Source organism: Psychrobacter sp. CX14 (assembly GCF_057396205.2).
Genome location: NZ_CM183187.1, coordinates 808373 through 828331, shown reverse-complemented (window position 1 = coordinate 828331; position 19959 = coordinate 808373). Strand labels below are relative to the sequence as shown.

The 19959-nt window shown below is 43.7% G+C and carries 14 protein-coding genes and 1 pseudogene; 4 read left to right on the top strand and 11 right to left on the bottom strand.

Annotated elements, in window-relative coordinates; all coding sequences use genetic code 11:
* Positions 1–174: 174 nt before the first annotated feature.
* Positions 175–1194 carry a ferrochelatase gene (hemH, locus tag AC2SLO_RS03510; protein ID WP_486543530.1) on the bottom strand — a complete coding sequence of 340 codons (1020 nt, stop codon included), beginning with the start codon at positions 1192–1194 and terminating at the stop codon, positions 175–177.
* A gap of 428 nt (positions 1195–1622) precedes the next feature.
* On the opposite strand from hemH, the gene metX reads away from it, so the two are divergent.
* The 3 genes from metX (at position 1623) to AC2SLO_RS03495 (ending at position 4399) form a co-directional block, all read left to right on the top strand.
* Positions 1623–2786, top strand: coding sequence for a homoserine O-succinyltransferase MetX (metX, locus tag AC2SLO_RS03505; RefSeq protein WP_486543543.1), 1164 nt, complete (start codon positions 1623–1625; stop codon positions 2784–2786).
* Positions 2783–3406 (top strand): methionine biosynthesis protein MetW, encoded by a 624-nt coding sequence (gene metW / locus AC2SLO_RS03500; protein WP_486543529.1) that lies wholly within the window; start codon positions 2783–2785, stop codon positions 3404–3406. Before metX ends, metW begins: the two co-directional genes overlap by 4 nt.
* 411 nt (positions 3407–3817) lie before the next feature.
* Complete coding sequence (locus AC2SLO_RS03495; RefSeq protein ID WP_486543528.1) at positions 3818–4399, top strand: tetratricopeptide repeat protein; 582 nt, start codon at positions 3818–3820, stop codon at positions 4397–4399.
* A 181-nt stretch (positions 4400–4580) separates the two neighbouring features.
* On the opposite strand, the gene AC2SLO_RS03490 is transcribed toward AC2SLO_RS03495, so the two are convergent.
* Complete coding sequence (locus AC2SLO_RS03490; RefSeq protein WP_486543527.1) at positions 4581–5996, bottom strand: FAD-dependent oxidoreductase; 1416 nt, start codon at positions 5994–5996, stop codon at positions 4581–4583.
* Positions 5997–6270: 274 nt separating this feature from the next.
* On the opposite strand from AC2SLO_RS03490, the gene hslO reads away from it, so the two are divergent.
* On the top strand, positions 6271–7203 hold the full coding sequence (gene hslO, locus AC2SLO_RS03485) for an Hsp33 family molecular chaperone HslO (RefSeq protein WP_486543526.1): 933 nt from the start codon (positions 6271–6273) through the stop codon (positions 7201–7203).
* A 435-nt stretch (positions 7204–7638) separates the two neighbouring features.
* Here hslO and AC2SLO_RS03480 read toward each other — a convergent pair whose 3' ends face one another.
* From AC2SLO_RS03480 to AC2SLO_RS03440, 9 genes and pseudogenes are all read right to left on the bottom strand, one after another.
* Positions 7639–9102: a PGAP1-like alpha/beta domain-containing protein gene (locus tag AC2SLO_RS03480; RefSeq protein ID WP_486543524.1), complete on the bottom strand. Its 1464-nt coding sequence runs from the start codon at positions 9100–9102 to the stop codon at positions 7639–7641.
* Between the two features lie 163 nt (positions 9103–9265).
* Complete coding sequence (locus tag AC2SLO_RS03475; protein ID WP_486543523.1) at positions 9266–11278, bottom strand: PhoX family protein; 2013 nt, start codon at positions 11276–11278, stop codon at positions 9266–9268.
* Positions 11279–11595: 317 nt separating this feature from the next.
* Entirely contained in the window at positions 11596–13812 is a 2217-nt protein-coding gene (locus tag AC2SLO_RS03470) for a PhoX family protein (protein WP_486543522.1), read from the bottom strand.
* Positions 13813–14035: 223 nt separating this feature from the next.
* A complete protein-coding gene (locus AC2SLO_RS03465; protein ID WP_486543521.1) occupies positions 14036–14761 on the bottom strand; it encodes an ABC transporter permease in 726 nt (241 codons plus the stop codon).
* 9 nt (positions 14762–14770) lie between these two features.
* A complete protein-coding gene (locus AC2SLO_RS03460; protein WP_486543520.1) occupies positions 14771–15511 on the bottom strand; it encodes an ABC transporter permease in 741 nt (246 codons plus the stop codon).
* Between the two features lie 276 nt (positions 15512–15787).
* On the bottom strand, positions 15788–16543 hold the full coding sequence (locus AC2SLO_RS03455; protein ID WP_486543525.1) for an ABC transporter substrate-binding protein: 756 nt from the start codon (positions 16541–16543) through the stop codon (positions 15788–15790).
* Between the two features lie 214 nt (positions 16544–16757).
* Positions 16758–17606 carry an ABC transporter substrate-binding protein gene (locus AC2SLO_RS03450; RefSeq protein WP_486543519.1) on the bottom strand — a complete coding sequence of 283 codons (849 nt, stop codon included), beginning with the start codon at positions 17604–17606 and terminating at the stop codon, positions 16758–16760.
* A gap of 36 nt (positions 17607–17642) precedes the next feature.
* Positions 17643–18440, bottom strand: coding sequence for a transporter substrate-binding domain-containing protein (locus AC2SLO_RS03445; RefSeq protein WP_486543518.1), 798 nt, complete (start codon positions 18438–18440; stop codon positions 17643–17645).
* A 549-nt stretch (positions 18441–18989) separates the two neighbouring features.
* Positions 18990–19760 (bottom strand): annotated as a pseudogene (locus AC2SLO_RS03440) (ABC transporter ATP-binding protein); the annotation flags it as partial.
* Positions 19761–19959 lie beyond the last annotated feature (199 nt).

The following is a 19959-nucleotide window of genomic DNA, read 5'->3' as shown; positions in this document are numbered from 1 at the left end:
GTTAAACTGGCGGTGTTTTTTTGGATAACATATTTAAAAGCTTATATTTTTTAAAGCTATAGTCCGCTAACTACTAAACGATTAGGGGTTTAACCTCGCTAAGCCTATATTTTTCGTATCTAGGCTCGATTGTTTTTTAACCGTCTTTGACTTTTTTGACTTCTTTGACTATCATTAGGCCCAACCATCTAAGGTCGCTACCCACCCTTCAACCAATGGTTTCGCTAAGGCTTCCATCATATCAATATGACCCTTATCAGTATTTAGCGCAGGAATATAGTGATACTCTTGTCCGCCCGCATTTAAGAAGTTATCACGATTTTCCATCGCCAATTCCTCTAGCGTCTCTAAGCAATCTGCTGAGAAAGCAGGACTGACCACTTGCACCGAGCGTACACCGGATTTACCCCATTCCTCCAAAGTGACATCAGTATAAGGCTTGACCCATTCTTGCTTACCAAAGCGAGATTGGAAGCTGATAATCCATTCATCTTCATTAAGTCCTAGCTCGTGTGCCACTTGTGCTGCGGTGCACTTACAGCGTTTAGGATACGGATCGCCTTTATCAGCATAAGGCTGCGGAATACCATGGAAGCTAAACATCAGTTTGTCAGGCTTACCGTGCTCCGCTTGGAAGCGGCGAATAGAATCAGCCAATGCTTTGATATATAGCGGATGCGCAAAGTAATCTTTAACAATGGTTAAATTGGGCAGATTACGCTGCTCAAGCGACCATTTAGTAACCGCATCATAAACTGCACCACCTGAGGTTGCTGAGTACTGCGGGAACAAAGGCAAAATAACAAAATGATCAACGCCCTCACTGCGCAGCTGACTCATCACATCAGGAATACCAGGGTTACCATAGGTCATCGCAGGATGAACCGACACCTCAAACGGTGACATGCTGCCATCTAAGCGCTGTTGTAATAAAGCGACCTGCTCCTTTAAGATTCTACGGATGGGAGAGTCGCCCTCCCACACACTGGCATAGGCTTCTGCCACGCGTTTAGGACGTGACGGCAAGACAAACAGATTTAGAATAATCGCCCATAAAAACTGCGGTATCTCAATAACCCTCGGGTCTGACAAAAACTGCTTTAAATAACGACGAACCGCAGGCGCTGTCGGCTCATCTGGCGTACCAAGATTGACCAATAGAACAGCAATACGGGGAGGTTGATTGGGTTTCATAACGAGACGGATATCCTTACAAATCTAACTAAATATATAATCATGTACTGTCTGTAAAACAGGCATTAAATCATATCATTGATACGCATCAGTGTAGCATTATTCAGCTAATGTTGACTAAAACGATGCCATTAAATTACGTAAGTTTATGCAAAAGCCGTTTGTGTACTGACTTGTGGTTATAATTCGTACTTGGTCATGTTGTACTTAATCCTGCTTACGCCTACAATACAAAACTATAGCAGTGTTGCGACCCTGATATGACCGTTTCAATATCATACAAACTCATACAGGTGCAACTGTGACCGATAAAAATATTTAACTATCCTTACTGCCCTTTTAAAATCAATACTGAGGTAATTTTGAGCATCCAATCGACCACGACCGATCCAAAACTTGCCAACTCTGTGGGTATCGTGACGCCGCAGATGATGCATTTTGACACGCCGCTCACCTTAGAGTGTAATCGGACCTTATCTGAATTTGATTTGGTTTATGAAACTTATGGTGAGCTAAACGCCGATAAGTCCAATGCGATATTAATATGCCATGCCCTATCTGGTAGCCATCATGCTGCAGGCTGGCATAGTGCTGATGATAAAAAGCCTGGTTGGTGGGATACCATGATTGGTCCTGGTAAAACCATTGATACCAATCGCTTTTATGTGGTTTGTCTTAATAATATCGGTAGCTGTCATGGCTCTACCGGTCCGACAACCCCAAACCCAGAAACGGGCAAACCCTATGGCCCTGACTTTCCGCTAATTACCATTAAAGACTGGGTCAAAACTCAAGCCATGTTCTCTGATCGATTAGGCATAGATGTTTGGCATGCTATTGTCGGTGGCTCAATGGGCGGTATGCAGGCACTACAGTGGTCGGTGGATTATCCTAATCGCCTAAAGCGCTGTGTGATTATTGCCAGTACGCCTAAGCTGTCGGCACAAAACATTGCCTTCAATGAGGTCGCGCGTCAGTCTATCTTATCAGACCCGGATTTTAATAAAGGCCGCTACTTAGAGGCGGGCACTTATCCGCGTCGCGGGCTTATTTTAGCGCGTATGGTCGGTCATATTACTTATTTGACTGAAGAGGCAATGAAGTCTAAATTTGGCCGCGACTTAAAGTCAGGTAAATTTATGTATGGCTATGATGTTGAGTTTCAGGTCGAAAGCTACTTGCGTTATCAAGGTGAGCGCTTTAGTGAAAACTTTGATGCGAATACTTATCTGTTAATGACCAAAGCGCTGGATTACTTCGATACCAGCCGCGGTTATGTTACTGATGAAAGCCTGTCCGAGCAGCAAGCATTAGAGCAGACCTTAAACCGCAGTCAATGTCAGTTCTTAATTGTGTCGTTTACTACAGATTGGCGCTTTGCCCCTGCCCGCTCAGAGGAGATTGTCGATGCGCTCATGGCCAATGACAAACAAGTCAGCTACGTCAATGTCGATGCGCCGCACGGTCATGACTCTTTCTTATTTGATATCCCTCGCTACATGGGCGCGGTCAAAGGCTTCTTGAATGCGCCTTTCTTAGAGCATAAAAATAGCAGCAATTTAAAATCTGAGACTAAGGAGCACCTAGCATGAGAATAGATCATGAACTGGCCAAACGCTGGATTACCCCGAAGTCTCGAGTACTGGATTTGGGTTGTGGTGATGGCTCACTATTAGAGCATATGCAGCACACGCTTGGGGTCACCGGCTATGGCCTTGAGCTTGATGGCGACAAAATCAATGAGGCCATCGCTAAAGGCTTAAACATTATCGAGCAAGACTTAAACGACGGGTTAGCACGATTTGCAGATAATAGCTTCGATACCGTAGTCATGGCTCGTGCGTTACAGGCTGTAAAATCACCAGATACGCTGCTGCTTGATATGCTACGTGTCGGTCGAGAGGCCGTGATTACTTTCCCAAACTTTGCCCACTGGCAGAACCGGTTGCATCTCGGCCTTAGAGGTCTAATGCCTGTCTCCGAAGCGCTGCCTTATGAATGGTATAACACCCCAAATATTCACTTATGTACCTTCAAAGACTTTGAAGAGCTGTGCGCGGATAACAATATTAAAATCATTAACCGTTTTGCAGTGACAGATTCTGGCTTTGGTGGTAAAAAGCGCTCTGCGTTAATGACCACGTTAATCAAACAAGCACCAAACTTATTGGCCGATGTTGCGATTTATCGTGTTACCAAATCAGATGGATAAATAGCCAAAAGCTCACTTATTTATTAAATGGTAAATAATGAGCAACATTATAAATACGGGTTTTGCGCCCTCATTTATTGCTTGATTCTTACTGGTATTACTTTGTTACAACTGATTGGCGGTTTTTGACAGTAAAATTATTTATCCAAGCTATTTATCATATTTATGGGTTTGAGTTTCTTTTATGTCGATGTTAAGCTATGTAAATCTTGTCGGTTATCTGTTATCGGCACTGTAAATCTCATTCAGCTTTAATTGCTATTTTTGTTAATAACTCACGACCAACTAATAGATCTTAAAGTAAAAGATTAAAATGGCTTGTACTGTTGTTGCCGTTGGTCGGCCCCTTTTACTGTTAAGTTTTCGCTTAAAATATTTGCTTAAATACAGTCAATTTTTGGATGTACCCGTATGAAACTTTTAAAAGCCGCCCTATTCACTGCCCTATTTGCTACTGCTGGTTTAGCCCAAGCTGAATTGGTTGCCAACGTACCATTGGATACGTCACGCTATGAAGTAATGAGCATCAATGATTTAACTGCTCGTGCAAACCAAGGTAGCGATCATGCTCAGTTCTACTTAGCAAAGCGCTATCAAAAAGGCATCGGTGTTACTAAAGATTTGAAAAAAGCATTAGAGTGGTACACCCGCGCTGCAAACCAAAACGTAACGCCAGCACAGCTTAACCTAGGCATCATGTATGCTCGCGGCGAAGGTGTTGCCGTAAACGAACAGCAAGCCCGCTATTGGCTTGAACGTGCGGCAAAACGTGGTGATAACCGTGCCAGCTACACGTTAGCTTTGATTGATGAGAAGCAGCGTAAATTGGTTGACGCTTATAAATGGTATGAACTATCTGCCCGTGACGGTATGTTAAATGAGCAAGTACGTAACAAAGCACGTGGTAAAATCGGTCAATTGGCACTGAACTTATCAAGCTCTGATGTTGCTACTGCTCGTAACCAAGCAGACAGCTGGTTCCAAAGCAAATAATATCTAATGTCGTCATCATTCTGACTGAAGCTTAATACAATCAGTTCTTAATACAATCAGTTGATGAAATAAAACCCAGCCCAGGCTGGGTTTTTTACTGTCTGTATTATCTCTATCAGTTATTTCACACTCGTTCCCTAAATAGTCGGCTAGCTCACACAGTCCAACTCAAGTCAGAAACTTATTTCGGTACTTTTAGAGTAGCGGTTGCTATTATCTCGCCTGTCTCTGAAACTTGCTCTAGCATCGTATCATGACTTAATGCAGTTTCTGTTTCATTGGCAACACGCCATACGCCTTTTGATTCAACAGCAGTCGGTGCTCCTGTCGCACTGACTGAAATTGACTTATTCTTTAGGCGAATCATAGGCGGCTTATGAGTATAGGATTGATGCTGATAATCATCACTTTCTTGACCAAGGATATGCTCAGCAATGGTCGCCGCTTGCGCTCTGAGGGGTGCGACATAACGACACGGTTCGTTGTCTATCGACATACAATCACCAATGGCATAGATATGTGCAGCGCTGGTTTGTAAGCTCGACTCATCGACTGCAATACCTGTCTGCGTATCAAACTCAACACCTGCGCTATTTGGCAAATCGGCAGGTACTTTTAGACCGGTGCTAATCAAAATATGATCGACCTGCAGGCGGACTTCACTGTTATTGTGACAATTAGTAATAACCAATTGATAGCCACTATCCGCCACTTGCTCTACCTTATCGACACGACTGTTCCCAATAAAGGTAATACCTTGCGCCTTTAATGCATCGCTTATCTTTTGGGTGGCAACTTTTGGAAGCATGGCCGCTAAAGGCGCATCATTCATATCAATTAACGTTACCTTTTGACCTGCCTTGGTTAAATCTTCAGCAATTTCAGTACCGACCATACCTGCCCCAATAACAGCAATATGTTTGCTTTCGTTATCTGGATTATCGGACAGCGCAGTCTGTATCTTAGCGAAATTATCGATATGATTCACATGCCAAATATTATCACTATCAAAGCAAGGCGGTATTGCCGGCGTGGCTCCCATTGCCAACACTAAATTAACATAGTGACTCTCACCTTTATCAGTCTGCAACGTTCGATTCTGGCTATCAATTGATAAGACCTGAGTTTGAGTCAGCAGCGTAATATCTGATTTTTTGGCTGCCTCTTCTCCTGTCATTCGGATTAAATCCTCTGGTGTTTTGTTTTGACTAAAGGCTGCAGATAACATCGGTTTATGATAGCGGTTGGCACAGTCGCTACTGATTAGAGTAATACCAATATCGGCATCTTTAGCACGCAGCGCATCGACCATTGACCATCCGGCAAGCCCTCCGCCAATAATCACCACCTCGTTATCCTTATGCTCTGTACTAAAAGGGAGCGGCTGATTTACAGAATGCGTTTGCTCAGATGGCAGCGGCTTAAACTCCGACTTGCCCACACCGCAAAGCGCACAGCGAAAACTGTCTGACAGCTGTTCAAAGGGGGTGGTTTGGGACTCACTCAACTTAGAATCAGGTGGATACACCCAACCACAAGCTTGGCATTCATAGGGGGTAATATTTTTGGTATTTGTTGCGTGCGGATTGTCGCTCATAATAAGTCCTTTTATTATTTTGGTTGGCTGTTTTAGAAGGTATGGCAGGTGCATTTATCGCTTTATTATTTAAGTTCACTCTTATTTTAGGTCGTTTACCTGACTTAGTTGATTAAATACCGCGCGCTAAATGACCTGCTTTTATGCTTAAATAATAACATTAAAAGTTAGCATACCGTTTGATAATCTAACAACCGTCCCCATAAATACAGCAATGACAGCGGGCGCCCTAGCGCGGCCCTCTCTCTATCACATTGACCAAATAGAGTAATTTATGACCACAGCTATAAATGATTTACGCCAACGCTTTTTTATTGAAGACTCACCTGTCCGAGGTGACGTGGTACGCCTAAAACAGAGCTACGCCACCATCACCGCGCAAAAGGATTATCCTGAGTCTATCAAACGCTTGCTTGGTGAAATGCTTACAGCGGCCAGTCTATTAATTGGTACGCTTAAAATTAACGGCACCCTATCTATCCAGCTGCAGTCATCAGATGAGCACAGCCTGCTGAACTGGGCAATGGCAGAATGCGATCAATCGGGTATTATCCGTGCGCTTGCCAGCTGGAAGCAGGACACCGATGAGCAAAAGCAAGCTTGGGCAGATAAGACGACTGCCGATGATGCTTTTGCTGAACTGGGTGCTGTGGGTAAAGGGGTAATGTTCATTAATATTCAGCCCGAGAAGGGCGAAGCCTATCAGGGTATTGTTGAGCGTAGCCATGACAATCTTGCTGAATGTTTGGCACATTACCAATTGCAATCAGCACAGATTCCAACGCTGATTAACCTTGCGTGTGATGGTCTGCAAGCAGGCGGTATTCTAGTACAGATGCTACCGCGCACTGCTGCTGAAAGCTATGAAGTTGAGCAAAATGAAACTGCAGGTATTGATGATGACTTGTGGACGCGCTTAACCCTATTAACCCGTACCGTTAAGTTTGAAGAACTCACCACGCTTGATGCCAGCGAGATTATCTACCGCTTGTACAATGAGGAAAGCGTGGTTGCCCCTGATCCTGTACCGCTTGAATTTGGCTGTACTTGTTCACGTGAAAAATGTGAATCGGCCATTACCCAAATCGGTGAAACCGAAGCGCTAGATATCATTGAAGAGCAAGGCGGCGTGTTCGAAATGGATTGCGGCTTCTGCGGCTCTGTATATAAATTCACTAAAGCTGATGTTGAACAGATTTTTAGTTAAAAATACTTTGTTCACCTAATCGTTTATCAAGTGACAAATAAAAACCTCAAGCAACGGCTCGAGGTTTTTTTATGATCTTAATTAGGGCGTGTGGAACATTCGCAAATTAGCACTGCTGATAGCTAAAATTGTTTCAGACTAGGCGTAAACCGTAGTTAATGTCTAGACCTTGACTAGGTTTGCAACAACGTCTGGGGCGATTTTAGCATCAGCCTCACTCGAGCACAGCTCTCGCCTTGCGAACGGGCAAAGCAGTGCTTTGCTTAATCCGTTCTCAGGGGCGGGACTCTCTTTTGCCAATATATTGCGAAATTGTCTAACTTAGAATGACTAAGCGTCAAAAATTTCACTGCATATTGACTAAAAAATAGTCGCCGCCAGTGCCATGGTCGAATGTTCCACACGCCCTAATATAGTCTGTTTGTTTGGCTGGCGTTAAACAATAACTTCCAAATCGTTATCAGGAAACGACTCCACTCTAGGTTTAAGCGAATATTCCGTCTTACCATTATCGGTTAACCAAGCGATGACTTGCTGACGCACCCGCTCATCATATTGCAGATTAATATGATTGACCTCATAAAATACTGCTTTCTGCCCTTCTGGCACATAAAGCGTATATTCATCGTGCTCAGGGTTTTCACCGAGTGCAGACTCTACCATGACCAGACCATCACCGACCAAACTGGTAGCGACAGAATCATAAAGCCCCTCGGCAATCGTACCTGCAATAAAGAAGGTTCTTACGTGGCTTGGCAGCTTGGCAGGATGACGAAAATCTTCGGGCAGAACGTCACGCACATCAAGATGCTGCCAATCTTCATCACGGATACTGCCGTGACGCAAATCAATAATACCGGCACTACGAATATTACCAAGCTTAGATAACGAACCAGCAAACGGCACTTTGCCGATAATATCGAGTACATGATAGCTAATGCGCTCTAATATCGCTCCATGATGCGGCGTACCGATGGTGATAAAGTTGCCAACACGCTTTATCCAATCAAGCCCCTCTTGCTCAGCATAATATAGCGCACTGCGTGATATCAGTCCGCCCATACTATAGCCGACCAAATCAATTTGAGTGATATCAGGATTGTCATCAACCAATTGTTGCATCAAAGCAGACAGGCAGTGCCCATTTTGTGAAATACGCCTACCGGTATTGTAGTCGAGATACAGCACCGTGGCTTTCGGCTCTGCTAATACAATGGCTTCACCCAAGCTGTCCTCTTCGCAAGGATGCCAAGTCAAATAACTCAGACACAGACCGTGGCATAGCACAACGATACGTCCAGACACTGGCAAACGTTGCGGCTGACCATAACGATCATAGAATCTCATCGGTACTGCAAGCGGATTATTCTGCGTAACTAAGTGATCGCCCATCATACCATTAATCACATTGACTAAGCGTTTGAGCACATCTGGTAATGGTTTATTTGAATGCTGCAGACTGCGTCTATATAGGTGTATACCCGTTGCCGTCAGGTTGGTACCCAAAAGCTGCATGGTTTGGCGCACCCCATTATAGACGCGGCGCGTTAATCCATTTTGCCAACGACTCAGGTTATCGTCATTGTAGCGGCCTAGCGGTCGCAATATCATCTCAGAATGAATCGCTTCAACTATTTCGGTAACTTCAACGGCCCCTGTGGTCGTCAACTGCGCAAGCCCTTCAAAAAGGTCACTTAAAGAGACTGGCCCTGTTTTGGGGTTACACTGAGCTGAGGTCTTGGTACCAATATTGGCTTGTTTAAGAATCTCATCTACATCGACATTATCTAGCTCGTCTAGTTTTTCATGTAAGTCACTTAAAAAAACAGGCGTGCTAGCAGTGATTAAATCGCACTTAGAATCAATGGGATATTGATTTGATGACTTAGAAATAGACATAGTTTTATAACGTTCAATAAGAATAATAGTGACATATTATCTTGTCTGTACCCTAAAGTAAAAACCCCAAGTGTTAACTTGGGGTAAATTTACATCTAAATAATATAATAAAATGTTAAAAGTGGAGACTAGGGCTTATTCTATAAACGCTGTCTTCGTGCTATTAGCTGTTTACTAAGCCAAGATAGCCAACCGCAGCACCAAAGTTGTCTTTGTAATTGCGTTTTAGAATTGGCATGACCTTAGCAGCAACTACCGGATTGTCTTCAAGGCCTTCACCTGGATGCTGGAAGTTACTCATGATATAGGTATAACCGTTTACTTCGTCAATGGCATGTAGGCCTGTTGACTCAGCACCAGCAGGCGTTGATAAAATACGGGTCAGCTCCTTGGTATCTACGTTATAAGCCCACAAGAAGTTATTGACATGAGTGCCTGAATCTTCACCAATAAATAAGGTACGCAGCTTTTCAGAGAACTTAAGGTTATCAGGGCAAGAGACTTTGTCTGGATGAGACTTATTACCTAGGGCATCGGCTTTAATATCTTGACCGGCTAAGTTAGTCGGAACAGACATATGAACGGGCACCCATTCTGAATTAATGGCTTGATTGGTATTGATGGTTTTTTGGCCACCACGTAGCTGATGCGCATACACTGCCCCTGATTTGTTTTGAGCAACGTGAACACCGTAATCACCATATTTAGCAGGGTCAACCATTGATTTTTCAATACGCGCCATTGCTGAATAAGCAATCTTGTCTTTAACGTTAACTGAGGTGCCCTCCATTTTGGTAAAGGCCAGTGATGCGCCTTTTAATGCAGCATAACGATGCGTCTCTAAGAAAGCGGCTGCTTTTTCTGCTTTAGGGTTACTGGTATTTAATTTAACCCAGTTTGGCTTACCGCCATAATAGATTTTGGTATAGCTACTATCATTTGGATCTTCGTATTTAACACTCATGATATCTTGCGGCTTGAAGGTATTTGCCATCGCTTCAATCTCGGTGCTGGTCGCATGACCTAAATGAATCCACTGCGTGTTAAATTCGCCGGTACCAACACCTTTTGGTGTGGTCTGAGTTACTTTGGCAACATATAGATTGCCTGATGATAAATCGCGAGGCTTATCGGCAACGAACATAAACAGACCACCATTGGTCGCATCATCACCCATTAATGCGGTGCGCTCATCTGGCATCATTTGAATCAGCTCATGTGAGATACGGCCTAAGTTATAATGCTTTTTCACAAAGCCGGTGCCGTCTGGATTTACGAATACTTCTGGCATATGACCATAGTGATATGGATTGGCTTTGTTTTTATCGCCGTATAACATCTGGCTGAAATCTAAGAATTTACCATCATGCTCGCCCACTAGGTTGTGTGCATCTGGCTCATACTCTTCTGATGATAAATGTGTGCCCCATGGCGATAATGACGCGCCACACGTAATCCATAAACCATGCACTGGTGAGGTGTCTACGTTATGATATTTGACCAGTCTTAACTCGCCAGTTTCAGGGTTTTGGTCTAGCGTTAATACTGCGATTGGAGACGGTACACGGCCCCACATATCTTTACCGGCGTGGTTCATGCTGGTGTATTCAAACTGCACCACAGCAAAGACCGGATTGCCTTGAACGCCTGGTACTTTGGCACCCTTAACTGTTAATAATGATGAGCCGTCTGGACAGTTAGAGAAAAATGGCACAGGCTCGCCAGCCGAGGCGTCATAAATAGGACGGTTTTCAATATTATATAGCTGACCGGCACGAGTTTTACCACCCTTACCGTCTGGCACTAAATCACCAGTCACAAAGAACGGATTATATTCAAGGTCAAATACTTGCTTGCTACCGTCAGTGAACGTTGCCTGCATTTTGGAATCAACGTATACCGTTGCCATATTCTCAGGGTTTTCAAGCGATGGTGCATCCATACCGATAAATTTAACAGATTGAATGGCTTTTGCCATTGCAGAAGGGTTGTGGCTCTCCGCTGGCTGACGCAGGATTGAAGAGTTATTAGAGCATGCCGCCAGCGGTAAAATTGGGACACCGGCTAAAAAACGTAATACGCTACGACGTGTGGTGGTTTGTTTTAAAGGAGACTGGCTGTGGCTGATGTTTTCATTTTTTTCAACGCTGTTAGCAGGTGCTGTGGCTTGGCTCATATAGCTGTCCTAGAATAATAAAAATAACAATGTTTAAGTAAATGTTGCTAAATAAGTAATAGCTGTGCTTATTAAATAAGTTTCGGCAGGCCGAATATCTGGCCTAAAAAGTTCGTAAGCTTATGTTAAGAGAAGAATGTGACAACTTAGTGACTTAAGCAAAACTAGGCTGGCTATCTCTGACTTACATTTGATCTAGTACTTATTCTGACACTAATTTTCTAATACTAATTATTAGTCAAAAATAACCCCGTAGCGTGACCTACGGGGTTAGAATAATTAGGCTGCCATAAATATTAAAGACTACTTATTTGAATTTAAGCATCAAATGACTCGGCTAAAATCACATCACCATCTTCACGTGTAATCATCACTGTGGCTGAACGCGGCGTGTTACCACCAGCGACCGCGCCCCAGTTATTACCTGGATGCTGAATATTGATAAACAGGGTTTTGAAGTCTGGCGTCATGGTGATGCCGGTGACTTCACAGCCTTCAGGACCAACAAAGAAGCGCTTGATGTTCTCATCATTAGCTTGTCTGCCCACACGGGTTTGCTGACCTGCTGATGTGGTTTTAACCTCTCCATCATTGACCTTGCCCGGTAAGGCAGCAAGTAGCATACAGTTAGTGGTATCCGTATAAGCACCGTCATCCGTTTCAATCCACAGCACACCGCGTGGATCGAAATACAGACCATCTGGTGATGACAAGTCATTATTATCATTTAGACCAGATAAATTCTCTTGAGCCTTGTCGCTTGGTGCAGCGAACAGATAGATATCCCATTCAAATGAAGTCGCAGCATGGTCTCCATTTGACTCAGCCCAGCGGATAATATGACCATTGTCATTACCCTTATCGTCATAACTACGTGGGTTAGACGCACTCACTGGCTGATCGTCACGCTCGCCGCGGTATTTGTTATTGGTCAAAGTCACATAGACTTCACCTGTGATTGGGCTTACTGATACCCACTCAGGGCGGTCCATTTTGGTTGCACCCAACACATCAGCAGCGGCACGTGCGAAGACCAATACATCCGCTTGGCTAGTAAATGGCAATACCGCATTGCTGTTATCTAGACCATTTTGACCTTGTACTAATGGGCGCCATTCGCCGCTACCATCTTCATTAAATACAGCGACATACAGCGTGCCGGCATTCATATATTTATCACCTGCAGACAGACCACCACCGATATCACGATTAGACCAAGTCGCATCAGACACAAACTTATAGATGTATTCGCCGCGAGAGTCATCACCCATGTAGAATACCACTGGCTGACCTTCTTTAACCGGTGCAAAAGCACAGTTCTCATGAGCAAAGCGGCCTAAAGCCGTACGTTTACGTGGCAGTGCCTTTGAATCAAATGGGTCAATTTCGGTAATAAAACCAAAGGTGTTAAAGCCATTGCGGTAATCTTGAGTTGCATCAGTGCCAGTCGCTGTCATATCCCAGCGGGCAAATTCATCTTCTACTTTGGCTTCAGAGGCTACTGGCGAATGCCATTTATAATCCCAGCTTGCGAAGTTTTCTTTAGCACCATAACGCACACGACCATAATTTTCAGCACTGCTTATTTTGTTGGCATCACTACCACGGGCGAAGACACCTAGGAAGTTTTCTTCTGTGGTTAAGTAAGTGCCCCAAGGTGACATGCCAGCACCACAGTTATTGTTAATACCGCGTGTCTTGTTACCGGTTGGGTCGTATTTGGTCACTAATAAAGAAGACCCTGCAGCAGGACCGGTAATTTGTGCTTCAGAAATACTGGTAATACGGCGGTTATATGCAGAGTCTTTGACCATCTCATAACCTTTCCCATCAGCACGGCGACGCATCTCTACCACAGCCACACCGTGGCAGTTTACTTCACGGCGCACATCACTACCTAGACGGCGCTTTTGATAAATTGGCGCTGCGTCTTTGTCTTCAACCACTTTATAACCGTATGGACTAAGCTTGTCCATGTTGACATACTCATGGTTCATAACCAGTAAGCCAGACTCTGCTGATTTCGGGTCATAGTTGTTACCATTTTTGCCAAAGAACCACATACCATCATGGTTATCACCCATGCGATACTCAAATGATTCTGCAGACTGCTCACGGTTATCTTTCCAATCTTCAATACCAGACATAAGCGGCGTGCCTAGTGGCAAAATTATCTCGGCTTTGTAGCCTTCAGCGACGCTCATATCTTTGGCAGTTGAATGAGGAACTGCGGTAAATTTCAACGCTTGCGGACGGGTTAAATCGCCACTGGCTGGAAGCGCAGGATTGTTGTCAACAGTCGGATTATTATCCGTACTACCACTATGCCAATCATCGTCATCCCCACAGCCCGCTAGAGGAAGCGCACCAAAAAATGCAGCTGCGGTTAGACCCGAACCCCCTTTTAACACGCTACGGCGATTCATACGATGCTGTATAATGGATTCAAATTCAGGGTTATTGGTTGGGTTTGAATCTTCTACAAATTCTTTAGCAACATATTGATTGGTTTGGTTTGAAGTTGGATGTGTCATAAATAGTTACCTTGCCTATGCGAGATGCTGGGTTAATGAAAAGAAATCTGCTCTATAGAGCAATTTTTTTAATTAGACTACGTGTCTATGATGACACCCTGCTTAAAGATTTATGACATAACGATGACATGACAAATTAAGCCAACAAAAAAGCCGGCTAATGCCGGCTTTTTAACACTTGTATTTCAAGTTGTAAATCTATTGCTTAACGTCCATTATCTACTTAAGGCACGGTGTGTGTGGCCACATCTGGCGGTACATAACTGGTATGACGATTAAAGCGTTTTTCTAAGAAACGGAAGGTCAATAAAATCACCCAAGACAAGACAAGGTAGATGACACCTGCCGCAAAATACAACTCAAAAATCGTATAGGTACGCGCACTGATGGTCTTGGCAATACCAGTGATATCCATAAGCGCAATAGTCATCGCAAGCGAGCTGCCTTTTAGCATGAAGATAATTTCATTACTATACGCTGGCAGCATGATACCAAATGCACGTGGCAAGGTAATGCGGGTCAGCTTTTGCCAACTTGACATACCGATAGCATCTGCAGCTTCTAACTCGCCTGGTGGTATCGACTGGATCGCACCACGGATAATCTCTGCTGTATAAGCACTGCTATTTAGAGTAAAGGCGATAATCGCACACCAAAATGGCTGCTTAAGTACGGGCTCCCATAAGAAGGAGTTGGTTATATACTCAAACTGCGATAGACCATAATAGATAAGGAATATCTGTACCAGTAGCGGTGTACCGCGGAAAAAGAAGATATATAAAAAAGGTAGCACCTGCACCAATTTATTAGATGACAAACGCAGCAATGCGAGAATCAAACCAAAAAATAGCCCCAATACTCCAGAGAAGACTACCAGCTCAACGGTTAACACAACGCCGCTTAATAAATCAGGTAGGTATTTGAAAATGACTTCCCAATTCCAGTCCATAGTTGCCTCCTACCCTTTTGCCGCGTTAAGTGATTGTGATACCTTTTGTTTCAAAAGCTTCTTGGCATAACGCTGTGCAGGATTAGCGCGCCATTCAAACCACATCATTACACCGGTAATCACAACCGTCAGACCTAAATAAATAATCGCTGCGGCCATATAAAAGGTAAATGCTTGCTGCGTTGCTTGAGCACCACGCGAGGCATGATACATAATGTCTTTTAGACCCACCACAGAGACCAGCGCCGTATCCTTTAATAGCACTAAGAATAAGTTACCCAGACCTGGCAGCGCCAAACGCCACACTTGCGGCACGATGATGCGTGTATAGACCTGCATTGGCTTCATACCGATAGATTGCGCCGCTTCCCACTGCCCTTCGGGAATCTCTTGGATAGCCATACGGAACACTTCGGTTGCGTACGCACCAAAGGCAATGGATAAGGCCAACACACCTGCCAAAAACGGACTGACTTCGACATACTCGTTGTAGCCGAATCGTTGTAGCACCGCCATGATAAGCATGGAACCGCCGTAATATAAAAACAGCACCAATAGTAGCTCAGGAATACCACGCATGGTGGCGGTATAAACAGTAGCCAACTTACGTAAAACCCAAATCTTCGAGCTTTTAGCACTGGCGCCTAGCAGTCCCAATACTAAACCTATCGCAAGGCTTGATAAAGCAAGCTTGATGGTGATCAAGGAGCCGCTGAGTAGGAGATGTCCAAAACCTTGCAGATCAAACACGTGAGTAGATACCTAAATGAGTGAGAATGAGTGGAGAAACATACATTCGTTACAAGCGGGCATAAATCTGCCTTATCATAAACGTGCAAGCGCCGAATTCTAACACATTCTGCCTACTTTCGTTAAGCAGAAGATAAATTCTAAATCATTGCTAATCAATTTAGCCAACTGACATAAAAAAGCCTCACATAACGATGAGGCTTTCTCTTACCTTAACTCTTTTTAAATCGATTGGCATACGACCTATTCGTCGTTTATGGATTCGATTAAAGCCTATTATTTAACTGAAAAGTGCTTTTCATTAATGCGGTCGTAAACACCATTGGCTTTAATCGTCTTTAGCGCAGTATTAAACTGCTCTTTAATCGGGTCATTTTTACGCACAGCAATAGCAAAGTTATCTCCGATATCAATGTCGCTGCCTTTGATTTCAAACTCAGCGCTCTTTTTACCTAACCAATCAATAGCTGGCAATTTATCAGAAACCATAGCGTCAACACGTTTGGCTTCTAAATCCAAAAAGGCATTATTAAGCGTGTCATAAAAATGCTCATTGGCATCAGGATAATACTCATCTAGCCACTGTGCTGAAATGGTAGAGCGCTGCGCGGCAATATCTTTGCCATTGATAGCAGTCTCAACACTTGGGTCAAAGTTGCTGTCTTTTGGCGCGATAAATACAAGCGTATTGGCAAAATACGGCTCAGTAAAATCAACCTGTTGTTGACGATCTGGCGTAATTGACATGGCCGCGACAATCGCATCATATTTCTTGGCTTTTAAGCCTGGGATAATACCGTCCCAATCTTGAGCGACGATTTCACACTGCGCTTTCATCTCTTCACACAGCGCATTGGCAATTTCAACATCAAAGCCCGCTAAGTTGCCAGCAGAATCGGTATAGTTAAAAGGCGCATATGCTCCTTCTGTTGCGATACGGATGACTTGCTCTGAGGTTTGCGTTGCTGATGTTTCATTGCCCTCTGTGCTAGCTGCTTCAGTCTGACTCTCTGATCCTGAACAACCAACCATCACCGCTGATAATGACAGTGCTGCTGCCACAGTGGTGATGCTTTTTTTGATACCATCTGAGAAGATACCGCGTTGTGTCGTTGTTATTTGGTGCATGTGATTTTATATCCCTATATGACCAAGCATTTGATATAACCCTTTATTAGATAGCGCTATTATGACTCAATCAAATGCTTATCCTTTATCCTTTATGCTTATGAGCAATCTCTACGACTTACTGAGCAGCGGCTTGTGCTGCTGCCGTATTAATCGTACCAAAGTAGGTATCAGAGATTTCATCATATTTACCATTTTCTTTTAATGCTGCTAGTGCCGCATTAAATTTACCTGCTAGTGCATCGCCTTTACGTACAGCGATACCCATGGCGTCATTACCGGTGTCAATCTCTTGACCTTTACTTTCAAAGTTATCGCCGCCTTCAGAGTTTAACCAGTTAACCGCAATCACTTTATCTGATAAAACCGCACGAGTACGACCTGATGTTAAATCTAGGTACGCATTCTCTTGCGTATCATACATTTTGATATTGGCTTCAGGGTAGTTGTCTTCTAGATACTGAGAAGATACCGTTGAACGCTGTGCGCCAACAGACACGCCGCTTAAGTCGCTGTCTAGGCTAATATCATCACCTTTTTTAGCGATGAAGATAACACCGCTATTAAAGTACGGATCAGTGAAATCAACCACTTCTTGGCGCTCTGGCGTGATAGACATACCAGCGATAACCGCATCAAACTTCTTAGCTTGTAGACCTGGAATCAGACCATCCCACTCTTGTGAAGAGATATCACATTTGGCTTTCATCTCCTCACATAACGCATTCATTAGGTCAATCTCAAAACCCATTAAATTACCACTGGCATCGGTATAGCTTAATGGCTTGTAGGTTGACTCGGTTGCAATTTTCAGCGTTTCTGTCGGTGCAGCGCTGTCTTCGGTCGCTGCCGCTTCTGGCGCAGTCTCTGCCGTTTCATTATTGCTGCTACATGCTGCTAGCATTAAGCCTGATAAAGCGATTGGAAGTAACGCCCACTTGCTTTTCATTTTAAATGTATTTGTCATCATGATCTCTCAACTTATTAATAAAAATACGGATTACTATTGACCGAAGTTCGCTTTCTCAAGCTCTTCAAGCTTGCCATTATCACGTAGAGCAGCGATGGCTTGGTTAATCTTCTCTTTTAGAGGATCGTTTTTGCGCAGCGCCACACCAATGTGGTCATCATTATCAATCTCTTCACCGATAATTGCATAATCTGGGTTTTCAGGTAGCCAGTCTGCAGCTGATACTTTCTCAGCCAATACCGCATCGACACGGCCAGATTTCAAATCAAGGTACGCATTTTCATAAGTGTCATACAAGTTAACAGTGTTGCCATTTTGGCCATCATAGTTGTCTTGTAAATAAGCACCTAGCGTGGTTGAGCGCTGACCGCCCAAGTCTTTATTGCTAATATCAGCTGGATCAAAACTGCCATCATCTTTTGCTAGCCACACCATAGTGTTCACAAAATATGGCTGACTAAAATCAACTTTTGCAGAACGTTCAGGAGTAATAGACATACCGGCGAAAATAGCGTCATATTTATTAGCTAATAGACCAGGGATAATACCGTCCCAGTCTTGAGCAACGATTTCACATTTGGCCTGCATTTGATCACAAATTGCATTAGCAACGTCAACATCGAAGCCGCCTAAGCTGCCATCATTATTGGTATAGTTAAATGGAGGATAAGCGCCCTCAGTGGCGATACGAATGGTGTCACCGCTTGCAGCCTGTGCCGCACCGTCAGCCGCTGTATCATCAGACTTTGTACAGCCCATAAGACCCACTACACTCGCTAAAACCAGTGAAGGTAATGCTTTGCGTGAGATATCTGTAATAAAAAATGTCATAACTTTTTCTCCAAAGCCAATAATTGGCTTGTATTAAAGAATATTCCGTACTCAATCCATCAACTTATAGACCTTGACCGCTCCCGTCACCTACAAAAATAAAGAATGAGACTGAGGGGCATTAAATGGGCTGTAGGCATTTGACTGTCTTATATAGACAATTAAACTCAATGTAATGGGCGAAATAGGGAATAATATTTGTGTAAAACTTTATAAACAAAAATAATACATGAGGGTATGACTAAAAACAAATGTTTTCGTCGGACTCGTCATCTAGGTGTCATCGTAATTTGTTAAAGCCGATTGCAGGATTTAAACAATAGTAGCAATATTACCTTTATGCTAGCCGATAAAAAAAGAGTAAGTATCTTCCAGATACTTACTCTTTTTGCTCAACGAAAGCCCTAATCACACCGTTTATTTCAGTCAACAGACCCTAGCGGTTATAAATTAAAGATTAGCATTCAACTCTGCCGCTGCATTTTGCTCTTTAGCCGCCAGCGCAGCTGCTTGAGCTTTTGGCGTATTGGCATCAGCACGATGCGACGCCATAAACTCACGTACCCGTGGTGACGTTGGATTATCAAAAACTTGCTCTGGCGTACCAGATTCTTCAATACGCCCCTGATGTAAAAATACTACTTGCGTAGATACATCACGCGCAAAGCGCATCTCATGGGTCACGATTAACATAGTGCGACCTTCTGCTGCTAAATCGCGCATAACTGCCAACACTTCGTTAACCAGTTCGGGGTCTAGTGCTGATGTTGGCTCATCAAACAATAATACCTGTGGTTTCATTGCTAACGCACGGGCAATGGCGACACGCTGGCGCTGACCACCAGATAAATTGGCAGGATAAGCTTCTTTCTTATCAAGTAGACCCACTTTTTTAAGCAGCTGCTCTGCCTCAACAATGGCCGCTTCTTTTTTCATCTTCAGCACTTGCGTTGGGCCTTCGATGATATTTTCTAAAATAGTCTTATGCGGCCATAAGTTGAAGTTCTGGAATACAAATCCCACACGTGCACGCAGACTCTCTAACTGTGCTCGGCTAGAGGCTTGCAACTCACCTGACTTACTAGGCACAAGCTTTAAGGACTCATCACCTAGAGTGATGGTGCCTTGATTGGGCTTCTCGAGTAAGTTGATACAGCGCAGTAAGGTAGATTTACCCGACCCTGATGAACCTAAAATAGAAATAACATCGCCATCATAAGCGGTTAGTGACACCCCTTTTAATACCTCAAGCGAGCCGTAGCTTTTATGAATATTTTGCAAATCAAGGGCAATAGGTCGATCTGACGTGGTGTATGACATAAGAGTGGGCACGTTTCCAATAAGTGAAAATGAATCTAAATTAGCCAACCCAAATAAGCGAAGAGACGGCCATTATTATTGCCGCTTCGCTTTGGCTAAAAGATTAATGGCTAACCTTCTAGCCAAAGGTGATGTAAGGCTATTGATATAAAGGCTATATTGTCGCTTAAAACGCTGCCTATAAGCAAATATTTAGTGT

Excerpts from the sequence above, each read along its gene's own strand:
- hslO (WP_486543526.1), top strand. The coding sequence starts at position 6,271 with ATGACCACAGCTATAAATGATTTACGCCAACGCTTTTTTATTGAAGAC.
- AC2SLO_RS03490 (WP_486543527.1), bottom strand. The coding sequence starts at position 5,996 with ATGAGCGACAATCCGCACGCAACAAATACCAAAAATATTACCCCCTAT.
- AC2SLO_RS03445 (WP_486543518.1), bottom strand. The coding sequence starts at position 18,440 with ATGACATTTTTTATTACAGATATCTCACGCAAAGCATTACCTTCACTG.
- AC2SLO_RS03465 (WP_486543521.1), bottom strand. The coding sequence starts at position 14,761 with ATGGACTGGAATTGGGAAGTCATTTTCAAATACCTACCTGATTTATTA.
- AC2SLO_RS03495 (WP_486543528.1), top strand. The coding sequence starts at position 3,818 with ATGAAACTTTTAAAAGCCGCCCTATTCACTGCCCTATTTGCTACTGCT.
- AC2SLO_RS03475 (WP_486543523.1), bottom strand. The coding sequence starts at position 11,278 with ATGAGCCAAGCCACAGCACCTGCTAACAGCGTTGAAAAAAATGAAAAC.
- AC2SLO_RS03455 (WP_486543525.1), bottom strand. The coding sequence starts at position 16,543 with ATGGTTGGTTGTTCAGGATCAGAGAGTCAGACTGAAGCAGCTAGCACA.
- metX (WP_486543543.1), top strand. The coding sequence starts at position 1,623 with ATGATGCATTTTGACACGCCGCTCACCTTAGAGTGTAATCGGACCTTA.
- AC2SLO_RS03480 (WP_486543524.1), bottom strand. The coding sequence starts at position 9,102 with ATGTCTATTTCTAAGTCATCAAATCAATATCCCATTGATTCTAAGTGC.
- hemH (WP_486543530.1), bottom strand. The coding sequence starts at position 1,194 with ATGAAACCCAATCAACCTCCCCGTATTGCTGTTCTATTGGTCAATCTT.
- AC2SLO_RS03450 (WP_486543519.1), bottom strand. The coding sequence starts at position 17,606 with ATGACAAATACATTTAAAATGAAAAGCAAGTGGGCGTTACTTCCAATC.
- metW (WP_486543529.1), top strand. The coding sequence starts at position 2,783 with ATGAGAATAGATCATGAACTGGCCAAACGCTGGATTACCCCGAAGTCT.
- AC2SLO_RS03470 (WP_486543522.1), bottom strand. The coding sequence starts at position 13,812 with ATGACACATCCAACTTCAAACCAAACCAATCAATATGTTGCTAAAGAA.